The organism is Candidatus Pelagibacter sp. IMCC9063, assembly GCF_000195085.1.
Taxonomy (GTDB): Bacteria; Pseudomonadota; Alphaproteobacteria; order Pelagibacterales; family Pelagibacteraceae; genus IMCC9063.
Genome location: NC_015380.1, coordinates 349,964 through 375,989 on the forward strand (window position 1 = coordinate 349,964; position 26,026 = coordinate 375,989).

A 26,026-nucleotide genomic window follows, 5' to 3' on the forward strand; every position below is an offset into this window, starting at 1 on the left:
AATGAAAGCCGGGTCTTTAATTTTATGGCTAACTGCAATTTGCAAGTTTCTAAGAAATAAATATAGATTTATTTATTTTAACACTAAATATTATAATCATTCATTAAAAGCAGAACCGGTATCTAGAATATACGATCTTCACAACACTCATTTTTTAGGTGAACTACATGATAAAAGTAATAAAAACTATTTATTAGCTTTAAAATTTAAAAAAAATATTTGGAAATTAAATAATCTTGATCAGAATAGTATTAATGACTTGCATAAATTTTCTTGGCTTAATTATATAAATGCAAATAAGGATCTTGAATATTCTAAAAATATTATCCAAGAATGGTTGAATAACTTTTCTAACTACAATTCAAAAATTTGGCATCCCACTGTCATTGCGCATAGGCTTATTTTTTGGATTTCAAATACTTCCTCCACTATTCGAAGTGAAGACTTGGTATTTCGAACAAAAATTATTCATAATATTTTAAAACAAACACTGCATCTTTCTAAAAACATATCTCTCATTAATAGCAAATTAGACAGGATTTTAGCTATTTTTTCGTTAATTTTAGTTAGTACTAGCTTTGAAGGATATAAAAAACTTTTCGATTCTTCTTTAAAAAAACTTAATGAATTGGTTAAAGAGCTGATTGATAAGAGGGGTTTGGTTAGAAGCAAAAGTATAGAAGATCAATTTTGGCTACTCCACCACTTAATTGCAATTAAAGAAAGTCTTAAAATTTCTCAAAATTTAGTTCCAGAAACCTTGGAAGATAACATTGAAATTGTTGGTAAAAATTTTGTATCTCTTTTATATGCCAACAATACAGTTCCTCTTTTTAATGGTTCTAAATTTTATGATTGTTCCAACTTTTTAAAATTTATTAAATTAAAGGGTTATAAATTTGATAACAGCTCCAACGATACTAATTTTTTATTTGGTAAAATAAATAAATTAGAAGTCTGCATGGATACCAATTCACCTCCTCCTGACACCCACGCTCGTCATTATCAGGCGGGCTGTTTATCTTTTGAGCTATTGTACAATGGGACTAAAGTTATAACTAATTCAGGTTCAGCTAAAAACTTTTCTAAGGAACTTTCTTATTTAGCTCAATCTACCGCTGCCCATTCTTGCTTAACTATTAACGATACTTCTTCTTGCCTGTTTCAAAAAAATTCTTTTATCAAAAAATATTATGGGGATGCTTTATTACAAAGATTCAAAGTAAATCGGAAAGAGTTTGTGCAGAACTCTGTCACTGCCACTTTAAGTGGGGGCCACGATGGATATCTTAAAAAATATTCTACTTTGTTTGACAGAACTATTTCTATGAATGGTGCAGACAACATAATTCAAGGAGAAGATTTACTAACGGTTTCTGAAAATGACTATGCTTTCCTAAATTTTTCAATCAGATTTCATGTGCTTCCCGATACCAAACTAATCAAAACGAACGGCGGAGATGTATTGATTAGTATTAAAAATCAGGGTTGGAAATTTAAATCACAGGGTCAAAATATAAAAGTTGAAAGCAGTTTGTACTTTGCGGAACACAATAAAATACAAGAAACTAGCTGTATTTTAATAGAAGGAACTCTCAAACAAACAATAAACAAAATTCTTTGGTCTATAGAAAAAACTAATTAATAATTTATAAGTTGTGAACGAATGGAATTAAAAAAAATCTCAAGAGCTCTTATCTCCGTTTCAGATAAGGCAAATCTTGCAGACATGCTCCAGATTTTAAAAGAGTTTGATGTTGAAATTTTAAGTACGGGCGGTACTTACAGAACCATTAAGGACCTTGGGTATAAATGTATAGAAATATCAAGCTACACTGGTTTTCCTGAAATGATGGATGGTAGGGTTAAAACTTTGCATCCTAAAATACACGGTGGCTTATTGGGAGATGTTGAAAAAAAATCTCACTGGGATTCTATGCAGAATAACAATATTCCTGAGATCAATTTGGTGATCGTAAATTTATACCCCTTTGAAGAAAAACTTTTAGATAAAAAATCAACTAAAGAAATTCTTATTGAAAATATTGATATTGGTGGTCCTTCAATGCTTCGGTCTTCGGCCAAAAACTTTAAACATGTCACGGTTCTGCCCTCAACTAAATATTATGAAGAATTTATTACAATAATGAAAAAAAATAATGGTTCGATAGATTTGAACTTTAGAACTAGAATGGCTAATGAGACCTTTAATGAGACTGCATACTATGACTCCATGATTTCTAATTGGATGAATCAGATCAACAAAAACAAATTCTCTGAAAAAAAAGTAATAGGTGGGAAATTAACAGCTAAATTGCGCTATGGTGAGAATCCACATCAAGAAAGTGCTGTTTATGAAATACCAAATAACGAACCCGGATTTTCAAACCTAATACAACTTCAAGGAAAAGAATTGAGTCATAATAATTATTTGGATAGCTACAGCGCCTACAGTTTAGTGACTGACTTTAGAGTACAAGATCAAATTTGCGCTATTATTAAGCATAATAATCCTTGCGGTTGTGCAATAGACCCGGATGGCAAACTTGCCTATTTAAAGGCCCTTAGCGGTGACCCAATCAGTGCTTTTGGAGGGGTTGTTGCTTTTAATTATGAAATTACAAAAGAAATAGCTGAAGAACTGGTAAAGACATTTTATGAAGTAATTTTAACGCCTCTTATCACCAATGAAGCTTTAACAATTTTGGCACAAAAGAAAAATTTGCGCGTTTTAAAATATAACTATCCCGAAAAAAATAAAATTCAGCACTTAACCTTCCTACAAAAAACTTTTCTAGCACAGGATGAAAATATTAAACAACTAACAAGGGCTGACTTAAAAATTGTAACTAAAAAAACACCCAGTAACGAAGAAATTGAAAACTTGTTATTTGCTAACCAAGTTTGTAAGCATGTTAAGTCTAATGCTATTGTTGTTACCAAGGCCAATAAAACTTTAGGGATTGGTGCAGGTCAAACTAGCAGAGTTGGCTCTAGCGAAATTGCATGCGAACATGCAAACAAATTTTTTTCGGGTAAATTAGAAAATTGCGGTGCAGCTTCAGATGCTTTTTTTCCTTTTGCAGATGGTCTAGAAAATCTCATCGAGCTAGGAGTAAAGTCAATTATTCAACCAGGCGGATCAATTCGTGATCAAGAAGTAATTGATGCGGCTGATAAAGCTGGAATATCTATGGTGTTTACAGGCACTAGGAATTTTAAGCACTGATTTGGTCAATTTTTGCGGCTAATATAAAATCACTTTCTGTTAAACCTCGAACGGCATGAGTAAAAATAGTGATGTTTGCATAACCCCAACCAAATGAGATATCAGGATGATGTCCCTCATTCTCCGCAATAGTAGAGGTCTTGTTAATAAAAGCCAAACTTTCTTCAAAATTTTTAAATTTAAAATATTTACTTAGCATAAAAATACCGTCCTGGTTTTTTATGGAATTCCAATTATTAATTTGTTTATTAAAAGTTATAATTTCTGTCTCAGAAAGGGCAGGAGTATCTCCGCTGCAAGCGATGCACTTTTTTTTATGAAGGTTACCCATCTTTATTTATTAAAAAAATTTAGGAAATGATTAATAGTATCTTTGGGCTTTTCTTCTTGAATGTAATGACCGCAGTCAACTGCAGCTCCGACAACTTTTTTACTACAATAGTTTTGCCATACGTTTATTACGTCTCCCCAAATAATTCCTGTGTCACCTTTTCCTCCCCACAAAACTAAAGTGGGACAATCAATTTTACTTTGGCTATCATAATCTTTGTTATCCATATCAAGATCGCAAGAAGGTGAGGCTCTATAATCTTCGCAGGATGCTCTAATCGTTTTAGAATTAAAACACCTTACATACTCTTGAAAAGTATCTTTACAAAAATCTAATCCTCCACCTCTTTTGGACATTTTTTTTTCTAAATAAAATTCTGCTGGGACGGAAGAAAGCATGCGCTCCGGAAGATCATAAGGTTGCATCATTAAAAGCCAGTGCCACTTGCTCTTAGCCCAATCTTTTTTCTGAACCGTCCAAATATGCCTATTCGGCATAATATCTAAAATGGCTGCTTTAGTAATTTTATCTTTATGATCGAGGCACATTCTATGAGTGGTTCTTGCTCCACGATCATGACCCGCAACTTGGAAGGATTTAAAACCACATTGTTCCATTACATGTATTTGGTCCATAGCCATCGCTCTAAACGAGTAGTTAATATGATTGGTTCCGCCATCCTCCGGTCCAATGCTGTCTCCATAGCCTCTAAGGTCAGCTGCAATTATATGAAAATGTTTTTTTAGTTTTGGAACTATTTTGTTCCAAGTAATGTGCGACATGGGATTTCCATGTAATAATAAAAGAGGTGGGCCGTCTCCTCCTCTTTGTAAACGAATTATAGCCTCTCCATAACCCTGGTCAGGCACTTTCATGTCTTGCTTTTCGAAACCCTCGAACATAATTTAATGGAGCGGGTCAAGGGAATCGAACCCTCTGCCTAATCGTTGGCAACGATTCGCTCTACCAATGAGCTAGACCCGCTTATAATTTTTTTGTTTAAAGTATTATCTATAATGTATATTTTCAATATAATTATTAAATGAATAAAAATAAAATTAATTTAGAAAATATTCCGCAGGAAATTCCTATATTTCCTTTGTCCAATGCAATTTTTTTTCCTAATACTGTTATGCCTCTAAATATATTTGAACCAAGATATAAACAAATGATTGAAGATGCTCTTGATAAAAATAAATTTATCGGAATGGCCCAGCCTAATTTACAAAATTTACAATCAGAAAAACCAGATTTATTTAATATTGGGTGCGTGGGAATGATTAGCAAACACAACAAAACTTCCCAAGGAACTTACCTGGTTAACTTGGAAGGTGTTGTTAGGTTTAAAGTTATTAAAGAAGTAGAAAATAAAAAAATGTACCGAACTTTTAGAGTATCTTACACAGAGTTTTCGGATGATTTAGATGAAAAGGTTAAAAAAGAAATAGACGATCAGTCCTTACTAGAATTAATTGATAAAACAAAAAAATTTTTTAAAATGTTTCAACTATCGACTGATTGGAGTGTGATAGAAAAAGTAGAGCCTAGTCAATTAATTAATTCGCTAGCTATGATTTGCCCTTTTACTTCTGGAGAAAAACAACGTCTTTTAGAAACAAGTTCTCTTCAAGAAAGGAATAGCATTTTAAACCAAATTATTAATTTTTATATTTTGGGTAACACAACTGACTCTCACAAAAAAATTCACTAATGGATTTAAGGACCGATTTAACGTCGATGCTTGTATGTCCCTTGTCTAAAGAAAAGTTAATTTATGATAAAGATAACCAAGAACTCATTGCTAAACGTTCGGGCTTAGCCTATCCAATAAAAGAGGGCATTCCTATTATGCTTCCAGACGAAGCACGAAAATTAAAAGATTAAATTGTATTTTAAGACTTATTCATAGAGTCAAAAAACTCTGCATTATTTTTTGTCTCTCTTAATTTTCCAATCATAAATTCAACCGCATCCATAGTTCCCATCGGGTTGATAATTCTTCTTAGTACATTCATTTTAGAAAGTTCTTCTTTAGACAAAAGCAGTTCTTCTTTTCTAGTTCCAGACTTGGTAATATCTATTGCAGGATAAATTCTTTTATCAGCAACTTTTCTGTCCATAATTACTTCTGAGTTACCCGTACCTTTAAATTCTTCAAAAATAACTTCGTCCATTCTCGAACCTGTTTCTATTAGTGCTGTTGAAATAATAGTTAGTGATCCACCTTCTTCTATGTTTCTTGCAGCACCAAAAAATCTTTTTGGTCTTTGTAATGCGTTCGCATCTACACCACCAGTTAACACTTTGCCGGAACTTGGGACCACAGCATTATAAGCTCTTCCTAATCTTGTTATAGAGTCTAGTAAAATGACCACGTCTTTTTTATGCTCCGCAAGTCTTTTTGCTTTTTCTATTACCATCTCAGCTACTTGTACGTGTCTCATTGCTGGTTCATCAAAAGTAGAGCTTACGACTTCTCCTTTTACAGATCTCTGCATATCAGTTACTTCCTCTGGTCTTTCGTCAATCAACAAAACAATTAAGTAAACCTCTGGGTGATTGGTTGTAATAGAGTGAGCAATGTTTTGTAACACCACTGTTTTTCCGGTTCTAGGAGGCGAAACAATTAGTGATCTTTGTCCTTTTCCAATAGGCGCGATTAAATCTATAAGTCTAGTTGTGACGTCAGCCTTTTTTTCAATTTTAGTAGTTTCAATTTCTAGTTTTAATTTATCCTGAGGATACAGTGGAGTTAGATTGTCAAAATTAATTTTATTTCTAGTCTTTTCAGGATCTTCAAAGTTAATCTTGTTAACTTGAAGTAATGCAAAATATCGCTCTTGTTCTTTGGGCGCTCTAATTTCACCTTCTACCGTATCTCCTTTTCTCAAACCAAATCTTTTAATCTGGCTCGGACTAACATAAATATCATCTGGTCCAGGTAAGTAATTAGACTCCATTGCTCTAAGAAAACCAAAACCATCTTGCAAAGTTTCCAAAACCCCGCTGGCCGTAATCTGTTCATTTTTTTCTGCAAGTTTTTTTAGAATTGCAAACAAAATTTCTTGTTTTCGCATTGTACTAGGGTTTTCAATGTCTAGTTTTTCTGCTTCTAAAATTAAATCGGCGGGCGTTTTATCTTTGAGTTCTTGAAGGTTCATTTGTATTAGGAGGGTTTTTTTACTTTTGAAATTATTTTATAGCGGATACTAAGTTTTTTGCAAGTCTACAGTGGTTTAAAGATAACTAAAAAAATAATAATAACCATTAAAACAGTAGGAATTTCATTAATTAATCGATAAAAATTTTCAGTCTTAACGTTTTGATTATTGATAAACTTTTTTCTACATACGCCTAAAAATCCATGAAAACCTGACATTGCAATTACCAAGACTATTTTTAATTGAACCCAAAACTGCATAGCCGTCTCATGTCCCAACATTCCCAACAATCCAACTCCCAAGATCCAGGAAACAATCATGGCAGGGTTCATGATAAACTTTAATAATCTATATTCCATTTGGACAAACTTTTCATGTGTCTCGGAACCAAAAGAGGTTTGACAATGATATACAAAAATTCTTGGTAAATATAAAAGTCCTGCCATCCAAGCAATAATGGAGATGATGTGCAAAGATTTTAATAAAAGGTAAATATCCATAACTAAACTATATGTTTCTTAATAAGATATTCTAAGAGATTTATATGATCATTGCTATCATTTAAACAGGGCACCATAGAAAAATTTTGTCCTCCGTGCTCTCTGAATGTCTCTTGCCCTTCCATTTCTATTTCTTCTAATGTTTCAACACAATCAGAGGAAAAGCCAGGGCATATAATTAAAATATTTTTCTTTCCTTCTTTTGCCAATCTTTCTAACGTTTTGTCTGTGTAAGGTCGTAACCATGACGCCGGTCCAAATCTAGATTGAAAAGAAAGTTCTATAGGAATTTTGGTGCCAAACTTTTCTATTAAAAGTCTGTTTGTTTTGTGACAATAACATTGATACGGATCGCCTTTGTCAAAATATTTTTGCGGTATTCCATGGTAAGAAGATAAAATTACATCTGGAATCCAATCAATTGTTTTTAAGTGATTCTCAATGCTATTGGCTAGAGCCCCAATATACAGCGGCTCCGACTCATAGTGTGGAATAATTTGTAGACTTGGTTGCCATCTCATTGTCATTAGATTTCTATAAACCTCATCGCATACTGTTGCTGTTGTTGCTGCGGCATACTGCGGATACAGGGGTAGAATGATTAATTTTTCGCATCCTTGCTCCTTCATTAATTTCATTTTGGAACGTATGCTTGGATTGCCATATCTCATAGCATAATCGACGTGAATATTTTGATTAGAAGAAAATTTTTGAATAAGTTTTTCTGATTGGTTCCTAGTGTAGAATCTTAGAGGAGATTCGTTGGTTTCTTTCATCCAAATTTTTTTATATGCCCTGGCTGTTTTGTGGGGCCTTAGGTTAAGAATAATAAAATTTAAAATAACCCACCATAAGATCGGGTTTGTTTCAATTACTCTTCTGTCCGATAAAAATTCTTTTAAATATTTTCTAATATCCCACCAAGAAGTGCTATCTGGGGTGCCCAAATTAACAATTAAAACACCGGTCTTTCCATACTTTACTTCAGGGTGATTAATTTTTTCTAAGTTGGTGTTCATGAAAAAGATCTTACTACTTTAACCAGCTTATGAACAGTGCTGGGGCTTGTTTCTTTTGGGACCCCGTGCCCCAAGTTAAAAATATAATTTCTGCTTTTAAATTTATTTAAATAAAAATGTATTTTTTTTTCCATTAGTTTTTTTTTCGAGTTTAAATACTTAGGGTCCATTCCTCCTTGAATGGTAATTTTTTTGCCGATTTTTTTTAATATTAGATTCACATCTATTTTACTATCTATACTTAGGCCATCTGGCTTAACAACATTACAAAACTCCACTACTTTTTTGCCTATGCCTTTCGGGAAGCAGACAGTGGGAATGTGCGGGTATTTTTTTTAATTTTTTTAACAATCCTTTTGGTTGGTTGAAAACAAAAAAAATCGTAGTGTTTTTTTTCTAGCAGACCGGCCCAGCTGTCAAATAATTGAATAGTGTCTGCTCCTGCCTTTATTTGCTGTTCAATATGGATGTATATAAATTTTTCTATTATTTTTAGTAATTCTTTGGTTTGTTTTGTGTTTTTTAAAATTTCTTTGTAGACCTGACTTTTTTTTGGGGATTTTTTATTTAAGATATAAACCAAAATAGTCCATGGAGATCCTGCAAATCCTATCAAAGATTTTTTTTTGTTTAGTAATTTTCTGGTTTTTTTAATTGCCAAATAAACATTTTTTAATTTTTTAATAAATTCTTTTTCTTGTGTTTTTTTAAATGTGCTTAATTTAAAATCTCCTAAAATGGGTCCTTCGTTTTTCTTAAAGTCCACTTGCTGCCCCAGTGCATAAGGTATTACCAAAATGTCTGAAAATATAATTGCAGCATCCAAATCATATCTTTGAATAGGTTGTAATGTAACTTTTGTTGCGGCGTTTACATCCAGACAGAAATTAATGAAATTTTTTTGTTTTTTTCTTATTTTTTGATATTCAGGTAAATAACGACCTGCTTGTCTCATTAACCAAAGAGGATTTTCTTTATTTAGCGATTTTTTAAATAGTTCACTCATATATATAATAATTAATTATAAGTATTGGTATTGGTAGGTGCTGTTAGTTTCGTGGTTAAGTTTTAATTAACATTTTATACATAAGTTTTGCAAATTTTAATCTTTTAATCGTTAAGAATTTGTACTTTATAAACACAACTAACTTGTAATAAAAAACTCACAAAATCTAACACTTTTTTAACAACCGACTATCAAAAAAAGGACCAATAAACCGGCCGCACAAGAAGAGTGTATTAATCCGGGTTATATATTATTATTAACAAGCTTATGAACAAGAAATATAATTTTTTTTTAGTTTCTGACTCCACGGGAGAAACCCTAGATCGTATTTTTTTGGCTATAAAGGCCCAGTTTAGAAATATAAAATATTCCCTTCACCACTTTTCTTTTATCAGAACAAGCGCTCAGACAGCCCAGTTAATGAATAAGTGTAAGCAAGTAAAAAGTCCTATTATTATTTATACTTTAGTTGAGCCCTCAACTTCTAATTTTATTATAAATGAAAGCAAAGCTTTAAACATACCTTGCTTTGGCGTTCTGGATCATCTCATTCCTAAATTTGAAACCTTGCTTAATGAAAAAGCCACCAGAATGCCAAGTGGCCAGCATGAACTGAATAAAGAATATTACAAAAAAATAGAAGCCATTCAGTACACCCTTGCCCATGATGATGGACAACAAATAGAAAGCATTGTTGATGCAGATATAATTTTAATAGGTGTCAGTAGAACCAGCAAAACACCAACATCAATTTATCTTGCAGAAAAAGGATTCAAAACAGGAAACATTCCATTGGTTAATCATCAGGAAGTTCCAGATTCTGTTTTTCAATCAAAGGCATTATTAATAGGGCTTTATATTGACCCAGAGAGGTTGGTAGATATTCGGAAAACAAGAATGAATATTTTAAATGATAAACAGGAAGATCATGGATATGCAAATATAGAATTTATCAAGGAAGAGGTTGCAAGATCTAAAAAAATGTTTGCCTTAAAAAAAATACCTACGATTGATGTTACAAGAAAATCGGTGGAAGAAACTTCTGCTGCGATTGTAAAAATTTTTGAGATTAGACAAAATTCATGATTAAAAATATTATCTTGGCTTCTAAAAGTGAAATTAGGAAAAAGATTTTGGAAAAAGAAGGCTTTGATGTTCGTGTAGAAGTGTCCTGTGTAGATGAGGATATTATTAAAGATTCCATGAAAGCTGAGGGTGCAACTAGTATTTCCATTGCCAAAAGCCTAGCGGAGCACAAAGCGAACAGGATTAGTTCAAGATTTTCTAACCTTTTCGTTTTGGGAGCAGATCAGGTATTAGATTTTAATAATGATCAAATTAACAAACCCAACAATTTAGAAGAAGCCAGATTCATTATGACTAAATTGCAGGGCCAAACGCACTTACTGCACAGTGCTGTTTGTGTGTCTAAAAATGGAAGCATGATCTGGAATTATCATGAAACCTCAACATTAAAAATGAAAACCATTTCACCCAAAGATCTAGAGCTTTATTTAGAGGATGTAGGTATAGAGCTTATGCAAAAATATGGGGTTTATCAAATAGAAGGAAAAGGGAAAAAACTGTTTGAAAAAATTGATGGAGACATGAATGCAATTATGGGGATGCCCATTGTTGCTGTAACTAACTATTTTAACCAACAGGCATAATGAAAAAATTTTTTGTTATTGGTAATCCTATAGAACATTCTTTGTCTCCCACTGTTCACCAGCATTGGTTTAAAAAAAACAATGTTAAAGCTACCTATGAAAAAAAATTATTAGAGGAAAAAGATTTAAAGAATATAATTAAGGATATTAAAAACGATCACGTGGCAGGCATTAATGTGACGGTACCGTTCAAACAAAGAATTATTCCTTTGCTGGATGAGCTTTCCACAGTTGCTCAAAGCACACTGTCTGTGAATACAATTTATAAAAAAAATAATAAGGTAATAGGTGACAACACGGACGTTGGAGGTTTTCAAAAATCTTTAATGGACAATATTTCCAAAGAATCCATCAAATCTGCATTACTAATAGGGGCTGGAGGAGTTGCTCCGTCTATTGTTTACGCTCTAAAAACATCAGGAGTAGAACAGATTTTTATTGCTAATAGAACGGTGGAAAAAATAGTTAATTTACAAGAAAAGTTTGGTCCCCTATTAACCAAAATAGCGTGGGAAGATTTGAGCAAGCAACAACTCAATGTTGATATTATTATCAATGCTACTAGTCTCGGTTTAAATAACGATCACATGATAGATTTGAATTTTTCTAGCATAGATAAAAAAACTATTTTTTATGATGTTATTTATAATCCAAGTGAAACCAGACTTTTACAAAAAGCAAAAAAACATGGATGTCATACAGTAAATGGAATGAAGATGTTTTTATACCAAGCACAGCTAGCTTTTGAAATTTGGAATCACATTAAACCAGTTATAGATGTGGATTTAACAAATATTTTAGCAAAGAAGCTATATGATTAAAATATGTGTAGTTGGAGAGATTGGATCGGGAAAAACATATATATCTAAATTGTTTTCTCCTAAAAAAAATTTAATATTTAATGCGGATATTGAAGTAAACAAAATTTACAAGCGACACAGACCTACATTTGCTAAATTAAAAAAAAACTTACCTCTTTTTATTAGAAGCTTTCCTGTAAAAAAATCAGAACTTTATGATTCTATTTGTTTTAATAAAAATAATTTAAAAAAAATCATTAAGATTGTGCACCCAGAAGTGAGAAAAAAAATGAATTCTTTTTTAAAAAAAAACAATAAACAAAAATTTGTTATTTTAGATGTGCCGCTGCTATTAGAAAATAAACTAAATAAACCCGAAGATGTTATTATTTATATTGACGCAAAGAAAAACATATTACAAAAATTTATAAAACAAAGACCTGGCCATAACCCAAAAATAATTAAGTTGTTAAAAGAATTGCAAATTACACCGAAAAAGAAAAAATTTTTATCCGATATTATTATCAACAACAATTTTAACCCTAAAAAAATGAGATTGAGAGCCAAAGAGCTTATTGATAGTATTATTATTTAAATGTTAGAAATTATTTTAGATACTGAAACTACAGGCCTTTCTTTTAATACAGATAAAATTATTGAAATTGCTTGTATTGAGCTCGAAAATCAAATTCCAACCAAGAATAAATTCCACGTTTTCATTAATCCCAACATGGACATTTCAGATGGTGCGTATCAGACTCACGGAATTTCAAGAGATTTTTTACGAGACAAACCAGTCTTTAAAGACATAGCGAAGGAATTCTTAAACTTTATAAAAGATTCCAAATTAGTTATTCATAATGCTGACTTTGATTTGGCTTTTTTAAATAAAGAACTTCAAGAATTAGATCTAGAGCCTTTGTCTAAAGATCGTGTAGTAGATACGTTGTTTCTAGCTAGACAAAAATTTCCAGGATCTCAGGCTAGCTTAGATGCTTTGTGCAAAAGGTTTAAAATAAATACCTCAGAACGAGAAAAACACTCTGCGCTAGTAGACTGCAATTTACTTACGGAAGTGTACATCGAGTTACTTGAAAAGAAAGAACCTTTGTTAGATTTGCAACCATCACAGGCTGATATTAATGACTTAGATAGTTCTAAAACAATAAACACAAATAGAAAAAAAATTATTGTTCCAATCACAGAGGAAGAAAGAAATCTACATAGAAAATTTTTAAAAGTTCACGTTCCTAAGTCTTCTATGCTTAACTAGGAAACTGCTGGTTATACAATTCTTCAAAATTTACCTCTTTAGTAAAAGAGAATTCTTTAAATCCTGATTTTTGAAAAATAGTGGTAACCATTTCTTTCATAAAAGAAAAATTTTCAGTTGGTAGTTTTACTAAAATTAATTTTTTTACCTCATCGGTAGTTAGTTTTGTATTTATTATTTTAAAGACAATAGCCAAACAAACCTCCGTATGAATTTTCTTCTTCGTCGGTTCTGGAGCTTCTAAAATAAATTTGCAGTTAAGTTCAATGAGATTATTTTTAAAAGGTTTGCTGCTTAGATCTAACTTAGTAGCATAGGTCCCTAAGTTTTGAGCTGCATCAATAAAGCAATCTGGATCAGGAATTTCAAAAGAAATGTCTTTGATATATTTGGCAACTACCTCATAATCTTTATTTAAATCTGTCATGCTCGTCTATTTCCTCTGGTTTAATTTCTATAATATTGTCCTCTACGTTTTGAGGTTTATTAAAAAAATTTTTTAGAATAAAATTTCTTGTAAATGGTACCAATAGTAAAAACCCAATTGTGTCAGTTAGAAAACCCGGAAATATTAAAAATAAACCAGCTATAAGCAGGCAGAAGCCACTGAGCATATCTGCAATAGGTTTTTTATTCACTCTTAGGTTTTCCAAGGCAGAACGTAAAGTTGCAATACCCTGAAGCTTTGCAAAATACATTCCCAGAATAGCAGTTAAAATTGTTATAGAAATTGTATTGAAAGCTCCAATCGCAGATCCAACTTTGATCATTAGATAGATCTCGGTGAGTGGTAATAATATTAAAATTAGTAGTGCTATTTGCATATTGATGATTTATATATAAGCATTAATATTAAATATTCAAATATGAGCGAAAACTTTGGTTTTATAGACATAATTTTGCTGGCTATGATTGCTGGTTTCATCTTTTTACGTTTACGAAACGTCCTTGGAAAAGGAGCAGATAATTCTCCCATCAAACCAAATTTTGCAAACAAATCGCGAGATGATTTTTCTTTTGTAAAAGAAGTTAGAACGGAATCTAATAAACCTGTTTTTGACGAAGCCTCTTTTAAAAAAGGAGCAGAATATGCTTACGAAATGATCATTAATGCCTTTGCTAAAGGAGATAAGCAAAGTCTAAAACCACTTCTTACAAAAAAATTATATCTAGATTTTGAGAAAATTATAGATGATAGGAATGAAAAAAAATTAACTTCAAGCTTAACATTTATTGGAATTGAAAAAATGTCTATTGATAAGGTCAGTAACGTAAACACAAAATATAAAGTTACTGCACGTTTTATAAGTCAAATAATTAACTGTCTTAAAAACGAAAAAGGCGAAGTGGTCGAGGGTGATGCGGAGAAGACCAAAACCACCACAGACGTTTGGAGTTTTGAAAGAGATCTAAAAGATTCAGATCCTACTTGGTACTTAACAGAACTATCTGCTGAAACAGAAAATAGTGAAAAAGAAACTAAGCACTAAAATATCTAAAGAAGACTTAGAGACTTGGGATAATTTTATTAAAGAAACAAGGTCAGTAGAAGATAAAGACATAAAGTTATCTCCTGAACAAAACTTTGAAAATACCAAAACGTATGATCTTCGAATAGATTTGCATGGATATACTATTGAAGAGTCTTTTCGCAAAATTGATCAGTTATTTATTTTTGCAAAAGAAAACAACGTTAAAAAAGCCCTGATCATTACCGGCAAGGGTATTCATTCTAATAAAGAAAATGATCCTTATGCATCTAAAGATTTAAGCCTTTTAAGATATGCTGTGCCAGATTATATAAACAAAAATTATTCTCAAAACATCATATCTATCGAAACGAGTCCCATTAGTCTTGGAGGTGAGGGGTCGATGATAGTTACACTAAAAAAAATGTAGCTTAGTTGATAGCTTTTAAAGAATAAACTTAGATAAGTCTTTGTCTTTGATAATATCACCAAGATTTTTTTGTACAAAAGATTTATCTACTACAATCTTTTCCCCACTCTTGTCAGGAGCTGAAAAACTAATTTCTTCTAACACCTTTTCCAAAATAGTATGTAATCTTCGAGCACCAATATTCTCAATAGTAGAATTAATTTGACTAGATATTTCTGCAAGCTCCTCGATTCCATCGTCAGTAAATTGTAGCTCTACATTTTCTGTTTTCATTAAAGCGACATACTGTTTGATTAAACTGTTATCTGGCTCTTTAAGTATTCTAACAAAATCTTGTTTTGTAAGTGGTTGTAGCTCTACTCGAATAGGCAATCTTCCCTGAAGCTCTGGTAATAAATCTGATGGTTTTGCTAATTGGAATGCACCAGACGCTATAAATAGAATATGGTCAGTTTTAATCGGTCCGTGCTTAGTGTTAACCGTAGTACCCTCAATAAGTGGCAATAAATCACGCTGAACACCTTCCCTAGAGACATCTGTCCCAGAGCGTTCGCTCCTAGCCGAAACCTTGTCAATTTCATCAAGAAAAACGATACCATTATTCTCAACAGAAAATTTTGCTTCTTTTATAATCTGATCTTGATCTATTAATTTATCTGATTCTTCCTGAATAATGTATTCATAAGATTCTTTAACAGACATTTTTTTCTTTTTCTTTTTCCCAGCAGACCCTTTGCCAAAAATATCTCCAATATTAACCATGCCGACACCACCTTGCATTCCTGGAATTTCAAATGAGGGTGTAGATGGATTGTCCTGAACAGCAATTTCTATAACAGTGTCATCCAAGTCTCCTGCTCTTAGTCTTTTTCTAAAACTTTCTCTTGTAGCGGGCGTTGCACTTTTTCCAACTAGCGTATCTAAAACTCTTTCCTCAGATGATAGCTGGGATTTTGCCTCTACTTCTTTTCTTTTTTTCTCTTTAACAAGAGCAATAGAAATTTCTATTAAGTCTCGTATAATTTGCTCAACATCCTTACCAACATAACCAACTTCAGTAAATTTAGTTGCTTCAACTTTTATAAATGGAGCTTCCGATAGTTTAGAAAGTCTTCTGGATATTTCTGTTTTTCCAACACCTGTTGGACCAACCATTAATATATTTTTTGGAAGAACTTCTTCTCTCAAATCGTCTGGCAATTCCTGCCGCCGCCATCTATTTCGAAGAGCTATTGCTACTGCTTTTTTCGCGTCCGCCTGTCCAATTACATAGCGATCTAACTCAGACACAATTTCTCTTGGTGAAAAAGAAACTATTTTTTGTTCGTTTTCCATTTATAATTTTTCGATAGTGATATTGTTATTTGTGAATACACAAATGTCCGAAGCTATTTCTATAGATCGTTTGGCAATTTCTTCTGCAGTTTTGGTCTTGTCATCTATCATAGCTCTAGCAGCAGCAAGTGCATAATTTCCACCCGATCCAATGGCTACCACTCCGTATTCTGGTTCTAGAACGTCACCCTGCCCAGTAATTACAAAACTCTTATCTTTATCGGCGACTAGCATTAGCGCCTCTAGTCTTCTCAAATATTTGTCTGATCTCCAGTCCTTTGCCAATTCCACAGCAGCTCGTGTTAGCTGTCCTCCATGTTTCTCTAGTTTAGATTCTAACCTTTCAAACAAGGTAAATGCGTCGGCAGTAGACCCTGCAAATCCTGCAATAATATTTCTTTTTTCAATTTTTCTAACTTTTTTAGCAGTACTTTTCATAACAGTATTGCCAATGCTCACCTGTCCATCTCCTGCAATTACTACGTCTCCATCTTTTCTAACCAGTGCAATGGTAGTTCCGTGCCAGCTATTATTGTCCATATTTTGCTTTATTTAATTATTAAATATATGTGGTGACGAATTCCATATCTTCAAGGTATAAATTTTATAGTATTTATTATATTAAATAAGCATACTTCATTATGAGAACAGCAAGCATAGAAAGAAAAACAAAAGAAACTAGTATTAGCGTTGATATAAATATTGATGGTACGGGGAAGTACGATATCCAAACTGGAATTGGTTTTCTAGACCACATGTTAGAACAAGTTTCAAAACATTCTTTGATCGACCTAAAGGTTAAAGCTAAAGGAGATCTGCACATTGATTTGCATCATACAACTGAAGATACAGGAATTGCAATTGGAGAAGCTTTATTAAAAGCCTTGGGAGAAAAAAAAGGAATTAAGCGATATTCACATGCCCTTATTCCAATGGATGAAACATTGAGCAGAGTAGCTTTGGATATTTCAGGTCGTCCATATTTAGTTTGGAATGTAAAACTAAAAGTTGAAAAACTTGGAGAAATGGACACGGAGTTATTTAAAGAATGGTTTCAAGGATTTGCACAAGCAGCAGGTATTACCTTGCATATTGAAAATATTTACGGAGACAACAGTCATCACATTATCGAGTCATGCTACAAAGGTTTGGCAAAAGCTTTGCGAAGTGCCTTAGAGATAGATCCTCGACAAAAAAATTCTATCCCTTCCACTAAGGGCACAATTTAATTTTTAAATGATCATATCCATCTTTGATTATGGATCTGGCAATATCAAGTCAGTTTCAAAAGCTGTAGAATCAGCCGCTAATAATTTACAAAAAAATGTTTCCGTTCAGGTTATTCATGATCCCAAAAAAATTAAAGAGGCAGACAAAATTATTTTACCGGGACAAGGTTCGTTTAAGCAATGTGCACAACATTTACGAGGCATTCCTGGAGTTGTAGATGAGCTCAATGACTTTGTGTTAAATAAGAAAAAAAATATCTTTGGTATTTGCGTGGGCATGCAATTATTTGCAGACTTTGGAGAAGAAGATGGAGGCTCTAAAGGCTTAGGATGGATACAAGGAGAGGTCAAAAAAATTAAAATTATTAATCCAGAATTAAAGCTTCCTCATATGGGATGGAATGAGATTGTTTTAAAAGAAACTAATCCTTTGTTTCAAAATTTAAGTGAGGACAAGCATTTTTATTTTGTTCATAGTTATGAATTTATTGCACAAGATCAAATTAATGTTGCAGCATCTACATTTTATCAGGACGAGATAACAGTAGCTATTTTTAAGGATAATATTTTTGGGACTCAGTTTCATCCAGAAAAAAGCCAAAAAAATGGGATCCAAATATTAGAAAATTTTATAAGTTGGTAATATTATGATTATTTATCCAGCCATCGATCTTAAAAATCAGAAGTGTGTAAGGCTTTATAAGGGAGACTTTTCCAAGGAAGAAATTTTTAATGATTCTCCATTAGACCAAGCACAACAATTTGAGAAACTAGGCTTTCAGAATTTACACATTGTAGATCTGGATAGAACATTAAGCTCCAACAACACAAACTTAAATTCTATAAAAGAAATTGCGAAAAACACTTCTTTAAAAATCCAAGTGGGGGGTGGATTAAGAACTTTAGAAAACATCGAAGAGGTTTTAAGGTTGGGTGTTGAAAATGTTGTTATGGGTACTGCTGCAGTAGAAAATATCGATTTATTAAAAGAGGTTTCTATAAAATACCCCAATCAAATTTCAGTAGGGATAGATGTTAGAAAAGGATTTTTAGCTTTAAAAGGATGGACGGATCAAACGCAATTGTTAGCATTTGATTTTGTAGATCAGATTAAGGAATGTCCAATTAAAAGTATTATTTTTACCGATATTGATAAAGATGGAACAAAAGAAGGCGTAAATCTTGAGGAAACATTAAAGCTAGCGACTATAAGCAAAGTTCCAGTAATTGCTTCAGGGGGTGTTGCAAAAATAGAGGATGTGTTTGATATACAAAAAACCCAAAAGATTGGTGGAGTTATAATTGGCAAGGCTATTTACGACGGCTCTATTAATTTAGAAGAATTGGTTAAAGTTAAGTAGATGTTAAAAAAAAGAATTATTCCCTGTCTCGATGTAAAAAATGGAAGGGTGGTAAAAGGTATTAATTTTGTTAATTTAGTAGATGCTGGTAACCCGGTAGAGCAAGCAAAAATTTATAGCGACGGTGGAGCAGATGAGATTTGTTTTTTAGACATTACTGCTTCTAATGAGAATAGAGATATTTTATTAGACACAGTTCAAAAAACAGCAGAGCAATGTTTTGTTCCTTTAACGGTCGGAGGCGGAGTAAGATCAATTCAAGATATACGAAATCTTTTGATGGCAGGGGCTGATAAAGTTTCTATCAATACAGCAGCAATTAAAAATCCAAATCTTATTAAAGAAGCAGCTCTACAATTTGGCTCTCAATGCATAGTGGTTGCTATTGATGTCAAACATGTAGCATCCAATAAATGGGGTGTCTTTACTCATGGTGGAAGAGAACCAACAGAACTGGATGCCTTAGAGTTTGCCTTATTGGCGGAAAATAATGGTGCAGGTGAAATTTTACTTACCTCTATGGATAAAGATGGAACAAAGTCAGGATACGACTTGCAGCTAACAAAGAGCATGACAAACAGCTTAAAAATACCAGTAGTTGCCTCAGGAGGGGTTGGAACTTTAGAGCACATCAAGGACGGAATTGTTAAAGGAGGGGCAAGTGCTGTTCTGGCTGCATCCATTTTTCATTTTGGAGAATTTTCCATCTCTCAAGTAAAAGAATATTTAAACTCAGAGAATGTTCCTGTAAGAATATAAATATGTTTAAAACTTTAGAAGAATTAATAGAAATTATTCGTTCTAGAAAAAATGCAACTAAAGACAAATCTTATACGAACCAACTGCTTAACAACAAGACTCTAAGCAAAGAAAAAACAGAAGAAGAACTTCAAGAATTGCTGGAAGCGATTCAACTCAATAAAAATCAAACGCATGAAGCTGCAGATTTAATCTATCATTTATTGGTACTTCTAGAATGTAACGATATAAAAATCGAAGATGTCATGGATGAACTAAAAAAAAGACAACAACAGTCCGGGTTAGATGAAAAAGCAAGTCGTTAAATTATGAGTTATGATAGGAACAATATTTTTGCAAAAATATTAAGAAAAGAAATCCCTTGTGATAAAATTTATGAAAACGACCATGTGTTAGCATTTAAGGATATAAATCCTCAGGCCAAGATTCATGTGTTAGTCATTCCAAAAGGTGCTTATGTTAATATGGATGATTTTTCTCAAAATGCTAAGAACGATGAGATTGTAGCTCTTACAAGAGCTTTGGGAGAAGTTACAAAAATAGTTGGCCTGTCATCTTATTCTGAAGGAAAAGGTTATAGATACATAGGGAATAATGGACCAGATGGAGGACAAGAAGTTCCTCACTTACACTTTCACATTATAGGTGGTGAACCCCTTGGAAGAATGGTTTCTAAAAAGTAACCATGACTCAAAGAGTTCAAAGATATTTTTTAGAAATGAAGAATAAAAAAGATTTTAACCCAGCGGTGTGTGGAATTTTTAATTTAAAAATTTTAGAACAAGGAAAAGAAGACCCCCAGTTTTGTAAGTTTTTATACCAAAAAATAGGAGAAGATTTTCATTGGAAAGATAGGTTGGGTTGGAGCCTAGAAGAGTGGAAAAATTATTTAGATAGTAAAAAATTAAAATTTTACACAGCATATATCGGAGAAGAACCCGTTGGTTACTATGAATATCTTAACCATGAAGAGACTAAAGAAGTAGAAATTACTTACTTTGGAATTTTTAAAAATTATTATGGAAAAAAAGTAGGGGGTTATTTATTAAGCCATGCTTTAGAAACAGCATGGAAACATAGCCCCAAAAGAGTCTGGGTGCATACGTGTACTTTAGATCATCCTAACGCTTTGAGAAATTATATTGCAAGAGGGATGAATATTTTTAAGAAGGAAGCAGTCTCAGTTCCCGTCTAGATCAAAATTGGGAACCTCAAATTTCTCTTTAGTATTAACATTGGTCTGGCTATTTTTTATTATAAAGGAGGTTGGTTGCTGATCGTAGCCAGCTGTTTCCCACCCAGCTATATTGAAGGTGTCTTTATTTATAAACAATCGAACAGAACCAGCGTTTTCATTATTTTTAAATTCAATCACAAAATTATTATCTTTTATTGCGATCTTTCGAATCTGATTTATTTGTTTAATAATTTTTTTTTTATCTAATATGGTTGTAAAAACAGAGTTAGCCATACGGTAGTAATAAATTTTTTGATATTTTTTTTTATAACTATTAGCGTATTATTTTTTATAATAATTTCTTTTTGTTCATCACCTAAATATCTGCAAACTAATTTTTTGGTATAGGAGAGAAAACAAGAACCTTTTTCAATAAGCTCATTGTTAGTTTGAATAAAATCAAATTGGATATTGTTTATATCGTCAAATCTACTTGCAATTTTTTGAATAATTTCTTTGTTGCTTTCTGCTTTAGCTGAGATGGATATTACAAAAAAAAAATTAAGAGACTTATTTTTTTGAGCATTAAAAGGGAAGTATTTCTCTTTTACCAGCATGGTTTGCTGGACTAATTATTTTAGATTCTTCCATTTGGTCAATAATTCTTGCTGCACGGTTATATCCAATCTGCAACTTTCTTTGTAGATAGCTAGTTGAAGCTTTGCCTTCTGCTTTAATTAAATGTACCGCCTCATCAAATAAATCATCTTTATCATTTCTCCCCACTTGGTTTCCATTTTCATCGGTTACTTCTTGAATCTTTGTAACTTCATCCAAATAATCAGGAGCTCCTTGAGACCTTAAAAAAGTTGTAATTTTTTCGATTTCTTCATCTGATACAAAAGGACCATGAATTCTAATTACCCTGCTCGCTGAAGACATGAATAGCATATCTCCTTTCCCAAGGAGTAATTCAGCCCCCTGCTCTCCCAAAATAGTTCTACTGTCAATTTTAGAAGTAACTTGAAAAGAAATTCGTGTTGGAAAATTAGCTTTGATGGTACCTGTAATAACGTCGACACTGGGCCTCTGAGTGGCCATAACGATATGAATTCCAGCCGCCCTAGCCATTTGAGCCAAACGTTGAATGTAGTTTTCAATTTCTTTACCAGCGATCATCATCAAGTCTGCCATTTCATCTACAATTACGACAATATAAGGAATGACTCTTTTAGGATCCTCCCCCACTTTCTCATTATATCCAGATATATTACGTACCCCTTCTTCTGTCATTTTTCGGTACCTATTTTCCATTTCACCCACTACCCATTTTAATGCTGCAGTGGCTTTTTTGGGTTCTGTAATAACGGGTGATAACAAATGTGGAATACCCTGATAAATTGAGAGTTCTAACATCTTAGGGTCTATTAAAATAAGTTTGCAGTGTTCGGGTTTGTGTTTGTATAAAATAGAAAGTATCAGAGTATTAATACAAACTGATTTACCTGAGCCAGTCGTACCTGCTATTAACAAATGAGGCATACTCACCAGGTCTCCTACAATAGGATAACCAGAAATACTTTTTCCAAGAGTAATAGGAAGTCTAATGTTTTTATTTACGAATTCTTTGCTAGATAAAATTTCTTTTAAATAAACTGGTTCAATATTTTTATTAGGAATTTCTATTCCAATGGTATTTTTGCCTGGAACAGTTGCTACTCTAGTTGCAATAGAGCTGGTACTTCTAGCAATATCATCTGATAAATTTATAATTTTTGAAGTTTTAATTCCAGCGGCAGGTTCAAATTCATAAAGAGTTACTACTGGACCTGCACTGACTCTTTTAATTTTTCCCATAATTCCAAAGTCCAACAAGGTGTCCTCTAAAAATTTAGACTGCTTCTCGAAGCTATCGCTCAGTTCTGTATCTGACGTTGCATTATCCGGTTCTTTTAAAAAAGATATAGAAGGCATTTTATATTCAAAAGAATTTAACCTGGTACTTCCTTGCAACGGAAGGCTAGATTGAAATTCTTGGGATGTAGGCGGCTCTAAAGTTTCGGTTTCTATCTGAGTTTTAAAAGTTTCTATCTCTTGATCTTGACTGATAGATTGATGGTTTAATATTTTAGATTTTAAAAAAGCAAATGCTTTATAAATAGTTTTGAAGATAATTTTCCAGTTAGAAACAGATAGCCCCAAACTTAAAATGAAAAAAATAAGAGCAAGAACAGCAGATGCATAAGTAACAATGTCCAAATTTAAAGAAAAAGAGGACATTAGCTTTAACAAGTAACTTCCTAAAAACCCCCCATTGCCATTTGTAGATAGCCAGAAACTTTGATCGTTATTAATTGTAAAAAATAAAGATCCGAAAATTAAGTAGAGTGTGATGAGCAAAAAAGAAATAGAAGTGCTAACTTTTTTCTGCATTCCAACCTGCACACCCAAAAAACAAAAATTGATAGCTATTCCAAAAGCCATTAGGCCAAATGCTTGAAGTATAAAATCTGTAAAGTTTACTGCGTATCTAAATAACCAAAAAATCTGTTTATCATCTGGAAAAATTAAAGTGGGGTTATTTGGCGTATAATTAAAAACTAAATAGAAAAGGCAAATACCAATTATAACAGCTATCAAACCTGCAATTTCAAGGGTTCTTTCTTTAATAAAATTTAGAATTTTTTTCATATACAACGAATCATTTACTGTTGTTTTTTAGCATTTTTTATACAATTGATAAAAATTAATCGTGAAAAATTTAATTAAACAAAGAGTAGCTGTTCTTGGATCTGGTCTAACCGGTAAAGCTATAGCCATGGCCCTTTTAGACCTCAATATAGCAGTAGATTTAATCGAACAGACTTCACCCGCCAAAAATTTCAAATCCAATGTTACTTTATCCATAAGTGATGCTTCCCTAAAAATACTTCAAAGTTTAGGAATTAAGAAAAATAAGTATAGCTTTTGGCCTCTTCAAAAAATTATTCTTTTTGATGGCCTTAAAAAAGAAGCAAAACCTGATACAGAATTTTACAATACAGATAACAAAAAATTTTTAAGTCATATTGTTAAAAGAAATATTCTAGAAAAAGAAATAAGCAATAAACTAAAAAAAGTTAAGTTTATTAAAAACAAAATTATTTCCATCGAAGGTAAAGGGTTCTTAAAAAAGATAACTTTTCAAAATAAAAAAACGTCAGAATATAATTTAATTATTGCAACTGAATTTAACAATTTAAAATTATTATCAAACGAAAAGAAATTAAATTGGGATTATTCTGAAACTGCTTATACTTTTGTTCTCCACCATAAGAAGTTAAACAATAATTGTGCTAGACAATTTTTTTTAAAAGATGGTCCTCTAGCCTTCTTGCCAATTTCAAATACACACACTTCCATTGTTTGGTCTGTTAAAAATAAATCTAATGCAGAAAAGATTATTTTAAATTATGAAGCCAGATTAAATTTTTTAAAAATGATTTCAGTGAGCTTCTATGAGGTAATTAGTTGCACGAATAGGTTGGAAAAATTTGGCTTAACTTTTGAGTTCTTGAGAAGGACTGTGCTTTCTAGAGTTTTATTTATGGGCGATATTACTCATAAAATTCATCCTATCGCAGGACAAGGATGGAATATGACTTTAAGAGATATCAACATCTTAGTTAACATTTTAAAGGAAAAATTAAACAAAGGTTATGACATTGGCGATCTTGGGATACTTAAAGAATATGAAAAAAAAACCAAGGCAAGTAATCTATTATTTGCTATGTCGATTGATTTAATAAGAAAAGCGTTTAGAAGCCAATCGCTTGCTATTACTCAATTAAGAAAGAAAAGTTTTTCTATAGCTTCGCAACCTGCAGTAATGAATAAAATTATTGATCTAGCGGACAAAGGATTGAGATTTTAAAATGACAATTTATGCACTATCAACTCCACCAGGAGTTTCTGGAATTGCCATCATTCGCTTGTCTGGACCAAACTCTCTAACAATCACTAAAGATATAATTCATGGCACAATTGATAAACCAAGAATGGCTTTGCTCAAAACCTTTTACGATTCAAAAAAAGAAATTATAGATGAAGGAATTGTTGTTTGGTATCCCAAAGGACAGAGTTATACGGGAGATGATCTAATAGAGTTTCATGTTCATGGTAGCAAAGCTGTTATCAATAAATTTTTAAATGAGCTGTCATTACGGTCTGATTGTCAACTTGCAGAAGCTGGAGAATTTACTAAACAGGCATTTTTAAATAATAAAATTAATTTATACGAAGCTGAAAGTATTGCGGACCTTTTAAATGCTGAAACAGAAGGACAAAGAATTCAGGCTTTGAGATTAAAAAATAGCTCACCTTTATTTATGAAATGGAGAGAACAAATTCTAGACGTTAGAAGCAAGTGTGAAGCTGCCATTGATTTCTCCGAAGAAGATCTTCCTGCTAGTATTCTGGAAGGAAATGTTCAAAAAATAAAGGAAATTTCTCAAGAAATCACTGTAATGCTAGATGATAGCAAAGTAGGGGAGATCATGAGAGAAGGCTTTAAAATAGCTATTTTTGGACCTCCTAACTCAGGGAAATCAAGCTTTTTGAACTTATTAGCCAAAAGAAAAGCGGCTATTGTCTCCGAAATCAAAGGAACAACTAGAGACGTTATAGAAGTTCAACTACAAATTAAAAACTTCCCTGTTGTGCTGTCAGACACGGCAGGCATAAGAGCTGCAAAAAACAAAATTGAAAAAATAGGAATTGCTCTGGCTCTTAAACAAATTACAAAATCAAATTTAAATATTTTAATATTAGATGGAACAATTAAAACAATATCAAATGAAATAAAAAAATTAATTAATGAAAAAACTTTAATAATTATTAATAAGCAAGATAAAAAAAACTTTGATGGAAGGCTTGTTTTAAAAAACATAAAGGGAAAAAAGTTTTTAGGAATTCACAAAATTTCTACTTTAACAAAATTTGGCTACAAAAAGTTAATTGAAGATCTAAAAAATATTTTGAATAGTTTACATGATCATGGTGATGATACGCTAATATCAAGGTCTAGGCACAGAACTTTACTAAGCAAAACGTCTAAACATTTGAAGAACTACCTTAAAATCTCTCAATCTGCAGAAATAGAAAAAACAGCTGAAGAGCTGAAAATAGCCTCAAACTACTTAAGCGAAATAGTAGGTTTTATAGGAGTAGAAGAGGTGCTTGGAAGAATCTTTAAAGATTTTTGTGTTGGGAAATAAGTCATAAAATTTGCTATTAAGC

Annotated in this window: 32 protein-coding genes, 1 tRNA gene and 1 pseudogene; 20 read left to right on the top strand and 14 right to left on the bottom strand. The window is 32.3% G+C overall.

Annotated features, from left to right (window positions below; all coding sequences use genetic code 11):
• Nucleotide 1: 1 nt before the first annotated feature.
• Together SAR11G3_RS01775 and purH are read left to right on the top strand one after the other, a co-directional pair.
• Nucleotides 2–1,645, top strand: a complete 1,644-nt coding sequence (locus SAR11G3_RS01775) for a heparinase II/III domain-containing protein (RefSeq protein WP_013695024.1) — start codon at nt 2–4, stop codon at nt 1,643–1,645.
• Between the two features lie 21 nt (nt 1,646–1,666).
• Nucleotides 1,667–3,229 carry a bifunctional phosphoribosylaminoimidazolecarboxamide formyltransferase/IMP cyclohydrolase gene (gene purH / locus SAR11G3_RS01780; protein ID WP_013695025.1) on the top strand — a complete coding sequence of 521 codons (1,563 nt, stop codon included), beginning with the start codon at nt 1,667–1,669 and terminating at the stop codon, nt 3,227–3,229.
• Here purH and SAR11G3_RS01785 read toward each other — a convergent pair.
• The 3 genes from SAR11G3_RS01785 to SAR11G3_RS01795 all read right to left on the bottom strand — a co-directional run bounded on the left by SAR11G3_RS01785 (nt 3,219) and on the right by SAR11G3_RS01795 (nt 4,544).
• Nucleotides 3,219–3,560, bottom strand: a complete 342-nt coding sequence (locus tag SAR11G3_RS01785) for a 4a-hydroxytetrahydrobiopterin dehydratase (protein ID WP_013695026.1) — start codon at nt 3,558–3,560, stop codon at nt 3,219–3,221. The genes purH and SAR11G3_RS01785 overlap by 11 nt on opposite strands.
• Nucleotides 3,561–3,562: 2 nt before the next feature.
• On the bottom strand, nt 3,563–4,462 hold the full coding sequence (locus SAR11G3_RS01790) for an alpha/beta fold hydrolase (RefSeq protein ID WP_041862306.1): 900 nt from the start codon (nt 4,460–4,462) through the stop codon (nt 3,563–3,565).
• Between the two features lie 7 nt (nt 4,463–4,469).
• Nucleotides 4,470–4,544, bottom strand: a tRNA-Gly gene (locus SAR11G3_RS01795).
• A gap of 58 nt (nt 4,545–4,602) precedes the next feature.
• Here SAR11G3_RS01795 and SAR11G3_RS01800 point away from each other — a divergent pair.
• A complete protein-coding gene (locus SAR11G3_RS01800; RefSeq protein WP_013695028.1) occupies nt 4,603–5,271 on the top strand; it encodes an LON peptidase substrate-binding domain-containing protein in 669 nt (222 codons plus the stop codon).
• Nucleotides 5,271–5,444, top strand: coding sequence for a Trm112 family protein (locus tag SAR11G3_RS07115; RefSeq protein ID WP_081456274.1), 174 nt, complete (start codon nt 5,271–5,273; stop codon nt 5,442–5,444). The genes SAR11G3_RS01800 and SAR11G3_RS07115 overlap by 1 nt, the downstream gene beginning before the upstream one ends.
• A gap of 8 nt (nt 5,445–5,452) precedes the next feature.
• Here the strand turns inward: SAR11G3_RS07115 and rho are convergent, their stop codons facing one another.
• The 4 genes and pseudogenes from rho to hemE form a co-directional block, all read right to left on the bottom strand.
• Nucleotides 5,453–6,721: a transcription termination factor Rho gene (gene rho, locus SAR11G3_RS01805; protein WP_013695030.1), complete on the bottom strand. Its 1,269-nt coding sequence runs from the start codon at nt 6,719–6,721 to the stop codon at nt 5,453–5,455.
• A gap of 65 nt (nt 6,722–6,786) precedes the next feature.
• Entirely contained in the window at nt 6,787–7,221 is a 435-nt protein-coding gene (gene hemJ, locus SAR11G3_RS01810) for a protoporphyrinogen oxidase HemJ (RefSeq protein WP_013695031.1), read from the bottom strand.
• A 2-nt stretch (nt 7,222–7,223) separates the two neighbouring features.
• Complete coding sequence (gene hemH / locus SAR11G3_RS01815; protein WP_013695032.1) at nt 7,224–8,240, bottom strand: ferrochelatase; 1,017 nt, start codon at nt 8,238–8,240, stop codon at nt 7,224–7,226.
• A pseudogene (gene hemE / locus SAR11G3_RS01820) lies at nt 8,237–9,246 on the bottom strand (uroporphyrinogen decarboxylase). The gene hemH and the pseudogene hemE overlap by 4 nt, the downstream one beginning before the upstream one ends.
• Before the next feature lie 267 nt (nt 9,247–9,513).
• On the opposite strand from hemE, the gene SAR11G3_RS01825 reads away from it, so the two are divergent.
• Genes SAR11G3_RS01825 through dnaQ form a run of 5 tightly spaced genes read left to right on the top strand, consistent with a single transcriptional unit; the run spans nt 9,514 to nt 12,989 of the window.
• Nucleotides 9,514–10,332 carry a pyruvate, water dikinase regulatory protein gene (locus tag SAR11G3_RS01825; RefSeq protein WP_013695035.1) on the top strand — a complete coding sequence of 273 codons (819 nt, stop codon included), beginning with the start codon at nt 9,514–9,516 and terminating at the stop codon, nt 10,330–10,332.
• Complete coding sequence (locus SAR11G3_RS01830; RefSeq protein ID WP_013695036.1) at nt 10,329–10,916, top strand: Maf family protein; 588 nt, start codon at nt 10,329–10,331, stop codon at nt 10,914–10,916. The genes SAR11G3_RS01825 and SAR11G3_RS01830 overlap by 4 nt, the downstream gene beginning before the upstream one ends.
• The gene (aroE, locus tag SAR11G3_RS01835; RefSeq protein ID WP_013695037.1) at nt 10,916–11,737 is read left to right on the top strand and encodes a shikimate dehydrogenase; all 822 of its coding nucleotides are present in this window, start codon (nt 10,916–10,918) and stop codon (nt 11,735–11,737) included. The genes SAR11G3_RS01830 and aroE overlap by 1 nt, the downstream gene beginning before the upstream one ends.
• Nucleotides 11,730–12,311 (top strand): dephospho-CoA kinase, encoded by a 582-nt coding sequence (gene coaE / locus SAR11G3_RS01840; protein ID WP_013695038.1) that lies wholly within the window; start codon nt 11,730–11,732, stop codon nt 12,309–12,311. The genes aroE and coaE overlap by 8 nt, the downstream gene beginning before the upstream one ends.
• Complete coding sequence (gene dnaQ, locus SAR11G3_RS01845) at nt 12,312–12,989, top strand: DNA polymerase III subunit epsilon (protein ID WP_013695039.1); 678 nt, start codon at nt 12,312–12,314, stop codon at nt 12,987–12,989.
• Here dnaQ and SAR11G3_RS01850 read toward each other — a convergent pair.
• Both SAR11G3_RS01850 and SAR11G3_RS01855 read right to left on the bottom strand, forming a co-directional pair.
• Nucleotides 12,982–13,416, bottom strand: a complete 435-nt coding sequence (locus SAR11G3_RS01850; protein ID WP_013695040.1) for a protein-export chaperone SecB — start codon at nt 13,414–13,416, stop codon at nt 12,982–12,984. The genes dnaQ and SAR11G3_RS01850 overlap by 8 nt on opposite strands.
• Complete coding sequence (locus SAR11G3_RS01855; protein WP_013695041.1) at nt 13,400–13,759, bottom strand: FxsA family protein; 360 nt, start codon at nt 13,757–13,759, stop codon at nt 13,400–13,402. Before SAR11G3_RS01855 ends, SAR11G3_RS01850 begins: the two co-directional genes overlap by 17 nt.
• 96 nt (nt 13,760–13,855) lie before the next feature.
• On the opposite strand from SAR11G3_RS01855, the gene SAR11G3_RS01860 reads away from it, so the two are divergent.
• Nucleotides 13,856–14,479: a Tim44/TimA family putative adaptor protein gene (locus tag SAR11G3_RS01860; RefSeq protein WP_041862308.1), complete on the top strand. Its 624-nt coding sequence runs from the start codon at nt 13,856–13,858 to the stop codon at nt 14,477–14,479.
• Entirely contained in the window at nt 14,457–14,888 is a 432-nt protein-coding gene (locus SAR11G3_RS01865) for a Smr/MutS family protein (protein WP_013695043.1), read from the top strand. Before SAR11G3_RS01860 ends, SAR11G3_RS01865 begins: the two co-directional genes overlap by 23 nt.
• Nucleotides 14,889–14,903: 15 nt before the next feature.
• Here SAR11G3_RS01865 and hslU read toward each other — a convergent pair whose 3' ends face one another.
• Entirely contained in the window at nt 14,904–16,223 is a 1,320-nt protein-coding gene (gene hslU / locus SAR11G3_RS01870) for an ATP-dependent protease ATPase subunit HslU (protein WP_013695044.1), read from the bottom strand.
• Complete coding sequence (gene hslV / locus SAR11G3_RS07235; RefSeq protein ID WP_013695045.1) at nt 16,224–16,763, bottom strand: ATP-dependent protease subunit HslV; 540 nt, start codon at nt 16,761–16,763, stop codon at nt 16,224–16,226.
• Between the two features lie 101 nt (nt 16,764–16,864).
• Between hslV and hisB the strand changes: the two genes are divergently transcribed.
• The 7 genes from hisB to SAR11G3_RS01910 are packed head-to-tail and all read left to right on the top strand — an operon-like array spanning nt 16,865 to nt 20,767.
• A complete protein-coding gene (gene hisB / locus SAR11G3_RS01880; RefSeq protein ID WP_013695046.1) occupies nt 16,865–17,452 on the top strand; it encodes an imidazoleglycerol-phosphate dehydratase HisB in 588 nt (195 codons plus the stop codon).
• 7 nt (nt 17,453–17,459) lie between these two features.
• Complete coding sequence (gene hisH / locus SAR11G3_RS01885; protein ID WP_013695047.1) at nt 17,460–18,095, top strand: imidazole glycerol phosphate synthase subunit HisH; 636 nt, start codon at nt 17,460–17,462, stop codon at nt 18,093–18,095.
• A 4-nt stretch (nt 18,096–18,099) separates the two neighbouring features.
• A complete protein-coding gene (gene hisA / locus SAR11G3_RS01890) occupies nt 18,100–18,813 on the top strand; it encodes a 1-(5-phosphoribosyl)-5-[(5-phosphoribosylamino)methylideneamino]imidazole-4-carboxamide isomerase (RefSeq protein WP_013695048.1) in 714 nt (237 codons plus the stop codon).
• Nucleotides 18,814–19,572, top strand: a complete 759-nt coding sequence (gene hisF, locus SAR11G3_RS01895; protein ID WP_013695049.1) for an imidazole glycerol phosphate synthase subunit HisF — start codon at nt 18,814–18,816, stop codon at nt 19,570–19,572. It abuts the gene before it with no gap.
• A gap of 2 nt (nt 19,573–19,574) precedes the next feature.
• Nucleotides 19,575–19,877 carry a phosphoribosyl-ATP diphosphatase gene (gene hisE / locus SAR11G3_RS01900; protein ID WP_013695050.1) on the top strand — a complete coding sequence of 101 codons (303 nt, stop codon included), beginning with the start codon at nt 19,575–19,577 and terminating at the stop codon, nt 19,875–19,877.
• Nucleotides 19,878–19,880: 3 nt separating this feature from the next.
• Nucleotides 19,881–20,255: a histidine triad nucleotide-binding protein gene (locus SAR11G3_RS01905; RefSeq protein WP_013695051.1), complete on the top strand. Its 375-nt coding sequence runs from the start codon at nt 19,881–19,883 to the stop codon at nt 20,253–20,255.
• Between the two features lie 2 nt (nt 20,256–20,257).
• Nucleotides 20,258–20,767, top strand: coding sequence for a GNAT family N-acetyltransferase (locus SAR11G3_RS01910; RefSeq protein WP_013695052.1), 510 nt, complete (start codon nt 20,258–20,260; stop codon nt 20,765–20,767).
• Here SAR11G3_RS01910 and SAR11G3_RS01915 read toward each other — a convergent pair.
• Genes SAR11G3_RS01915 through SAR11G3_RS01925 form a run of 3 tightly spaced genes read right to left on the bottom strand, consistent with a single transcriptional unit; the run spans nt 20,753 to nt 23,440 of the window.
• Nucleotides 20,753–21,043, bottom strand: coding sequence for a hypothetical protein (locus SAR11G3_RS01915; protein ID WP_013695053.1), 291 nt, complete (start codon nt 21,041–21,043; stop codon nt 20,753–20,755). The genes SAR11G3_RS01910 and SAR11G3_RS01915 overlap by 15 nt on opposite strands.
• Nucleotides 21,013–21,366 carry a hypothetical protein gene (locus SAR11G3_RS01920; RefSeq protein WP_013695054.1) on the bottom strand — a complete coding sequence of 118 codons (354 nt, stop codon included), beginning with the start codon at nt 21,364–21,366 and terminating at the stop codon, nt 21,013–21,015. Before SAR11G3_RS01920 ends, SAR11G3_RS01915 begins: the two co-directional genes overlap by 31 nt.
• Entirely contained in the window at nt 21,335–23,440 is a 2,106-nt protein-coding gene (locus SAR11G3_RS01925) for a DNA translocase FtsK (RefSeq protein WP_013695055.1), read from the bottom strand. The genes SAR11G3_RS01920 and SAR11G3_RS01925 overlap by 32 nt, the downstream gene beginning before the upstream one ends.
• Nucleotides 23,441–23,501: 61 nt before the next feature.
• Here SAR11G3_RS01925 and SAR11G3_RS01930 point away from each other — a divergent pair, with 61 nt between their 5' ends.
• Nucleotides 23,502–24,662: an FAD-dependent monooxygenase gene (locus SAR11G3_RS01930; protein ID WP_013695056.1), complete on the top strand. Its 1,161-nt coding sequence runs from the start codon at nt 23,502–23,504 to the stop codon at nt 24,660–24,662.
• A 1-nt stretch (nt 24,663) separates the two neighbouring features.
• Nucleotides 24,664–26,004, top strand: coding sequence for a tRNA uridine-5-carboxymethylaminomethyl(34) synthesis GTPase MnmE (gene mnmE / locus SAR11G3_RS01935; RefSeq protein WP_013695057.1), 1,341 nt, complete (start codon nt 24,664–24,666; stop codon nt 26,002–26,004).
• The last annotated feature ends 22 nt before the right edge of the window (nt 26,005–26,026 follow it).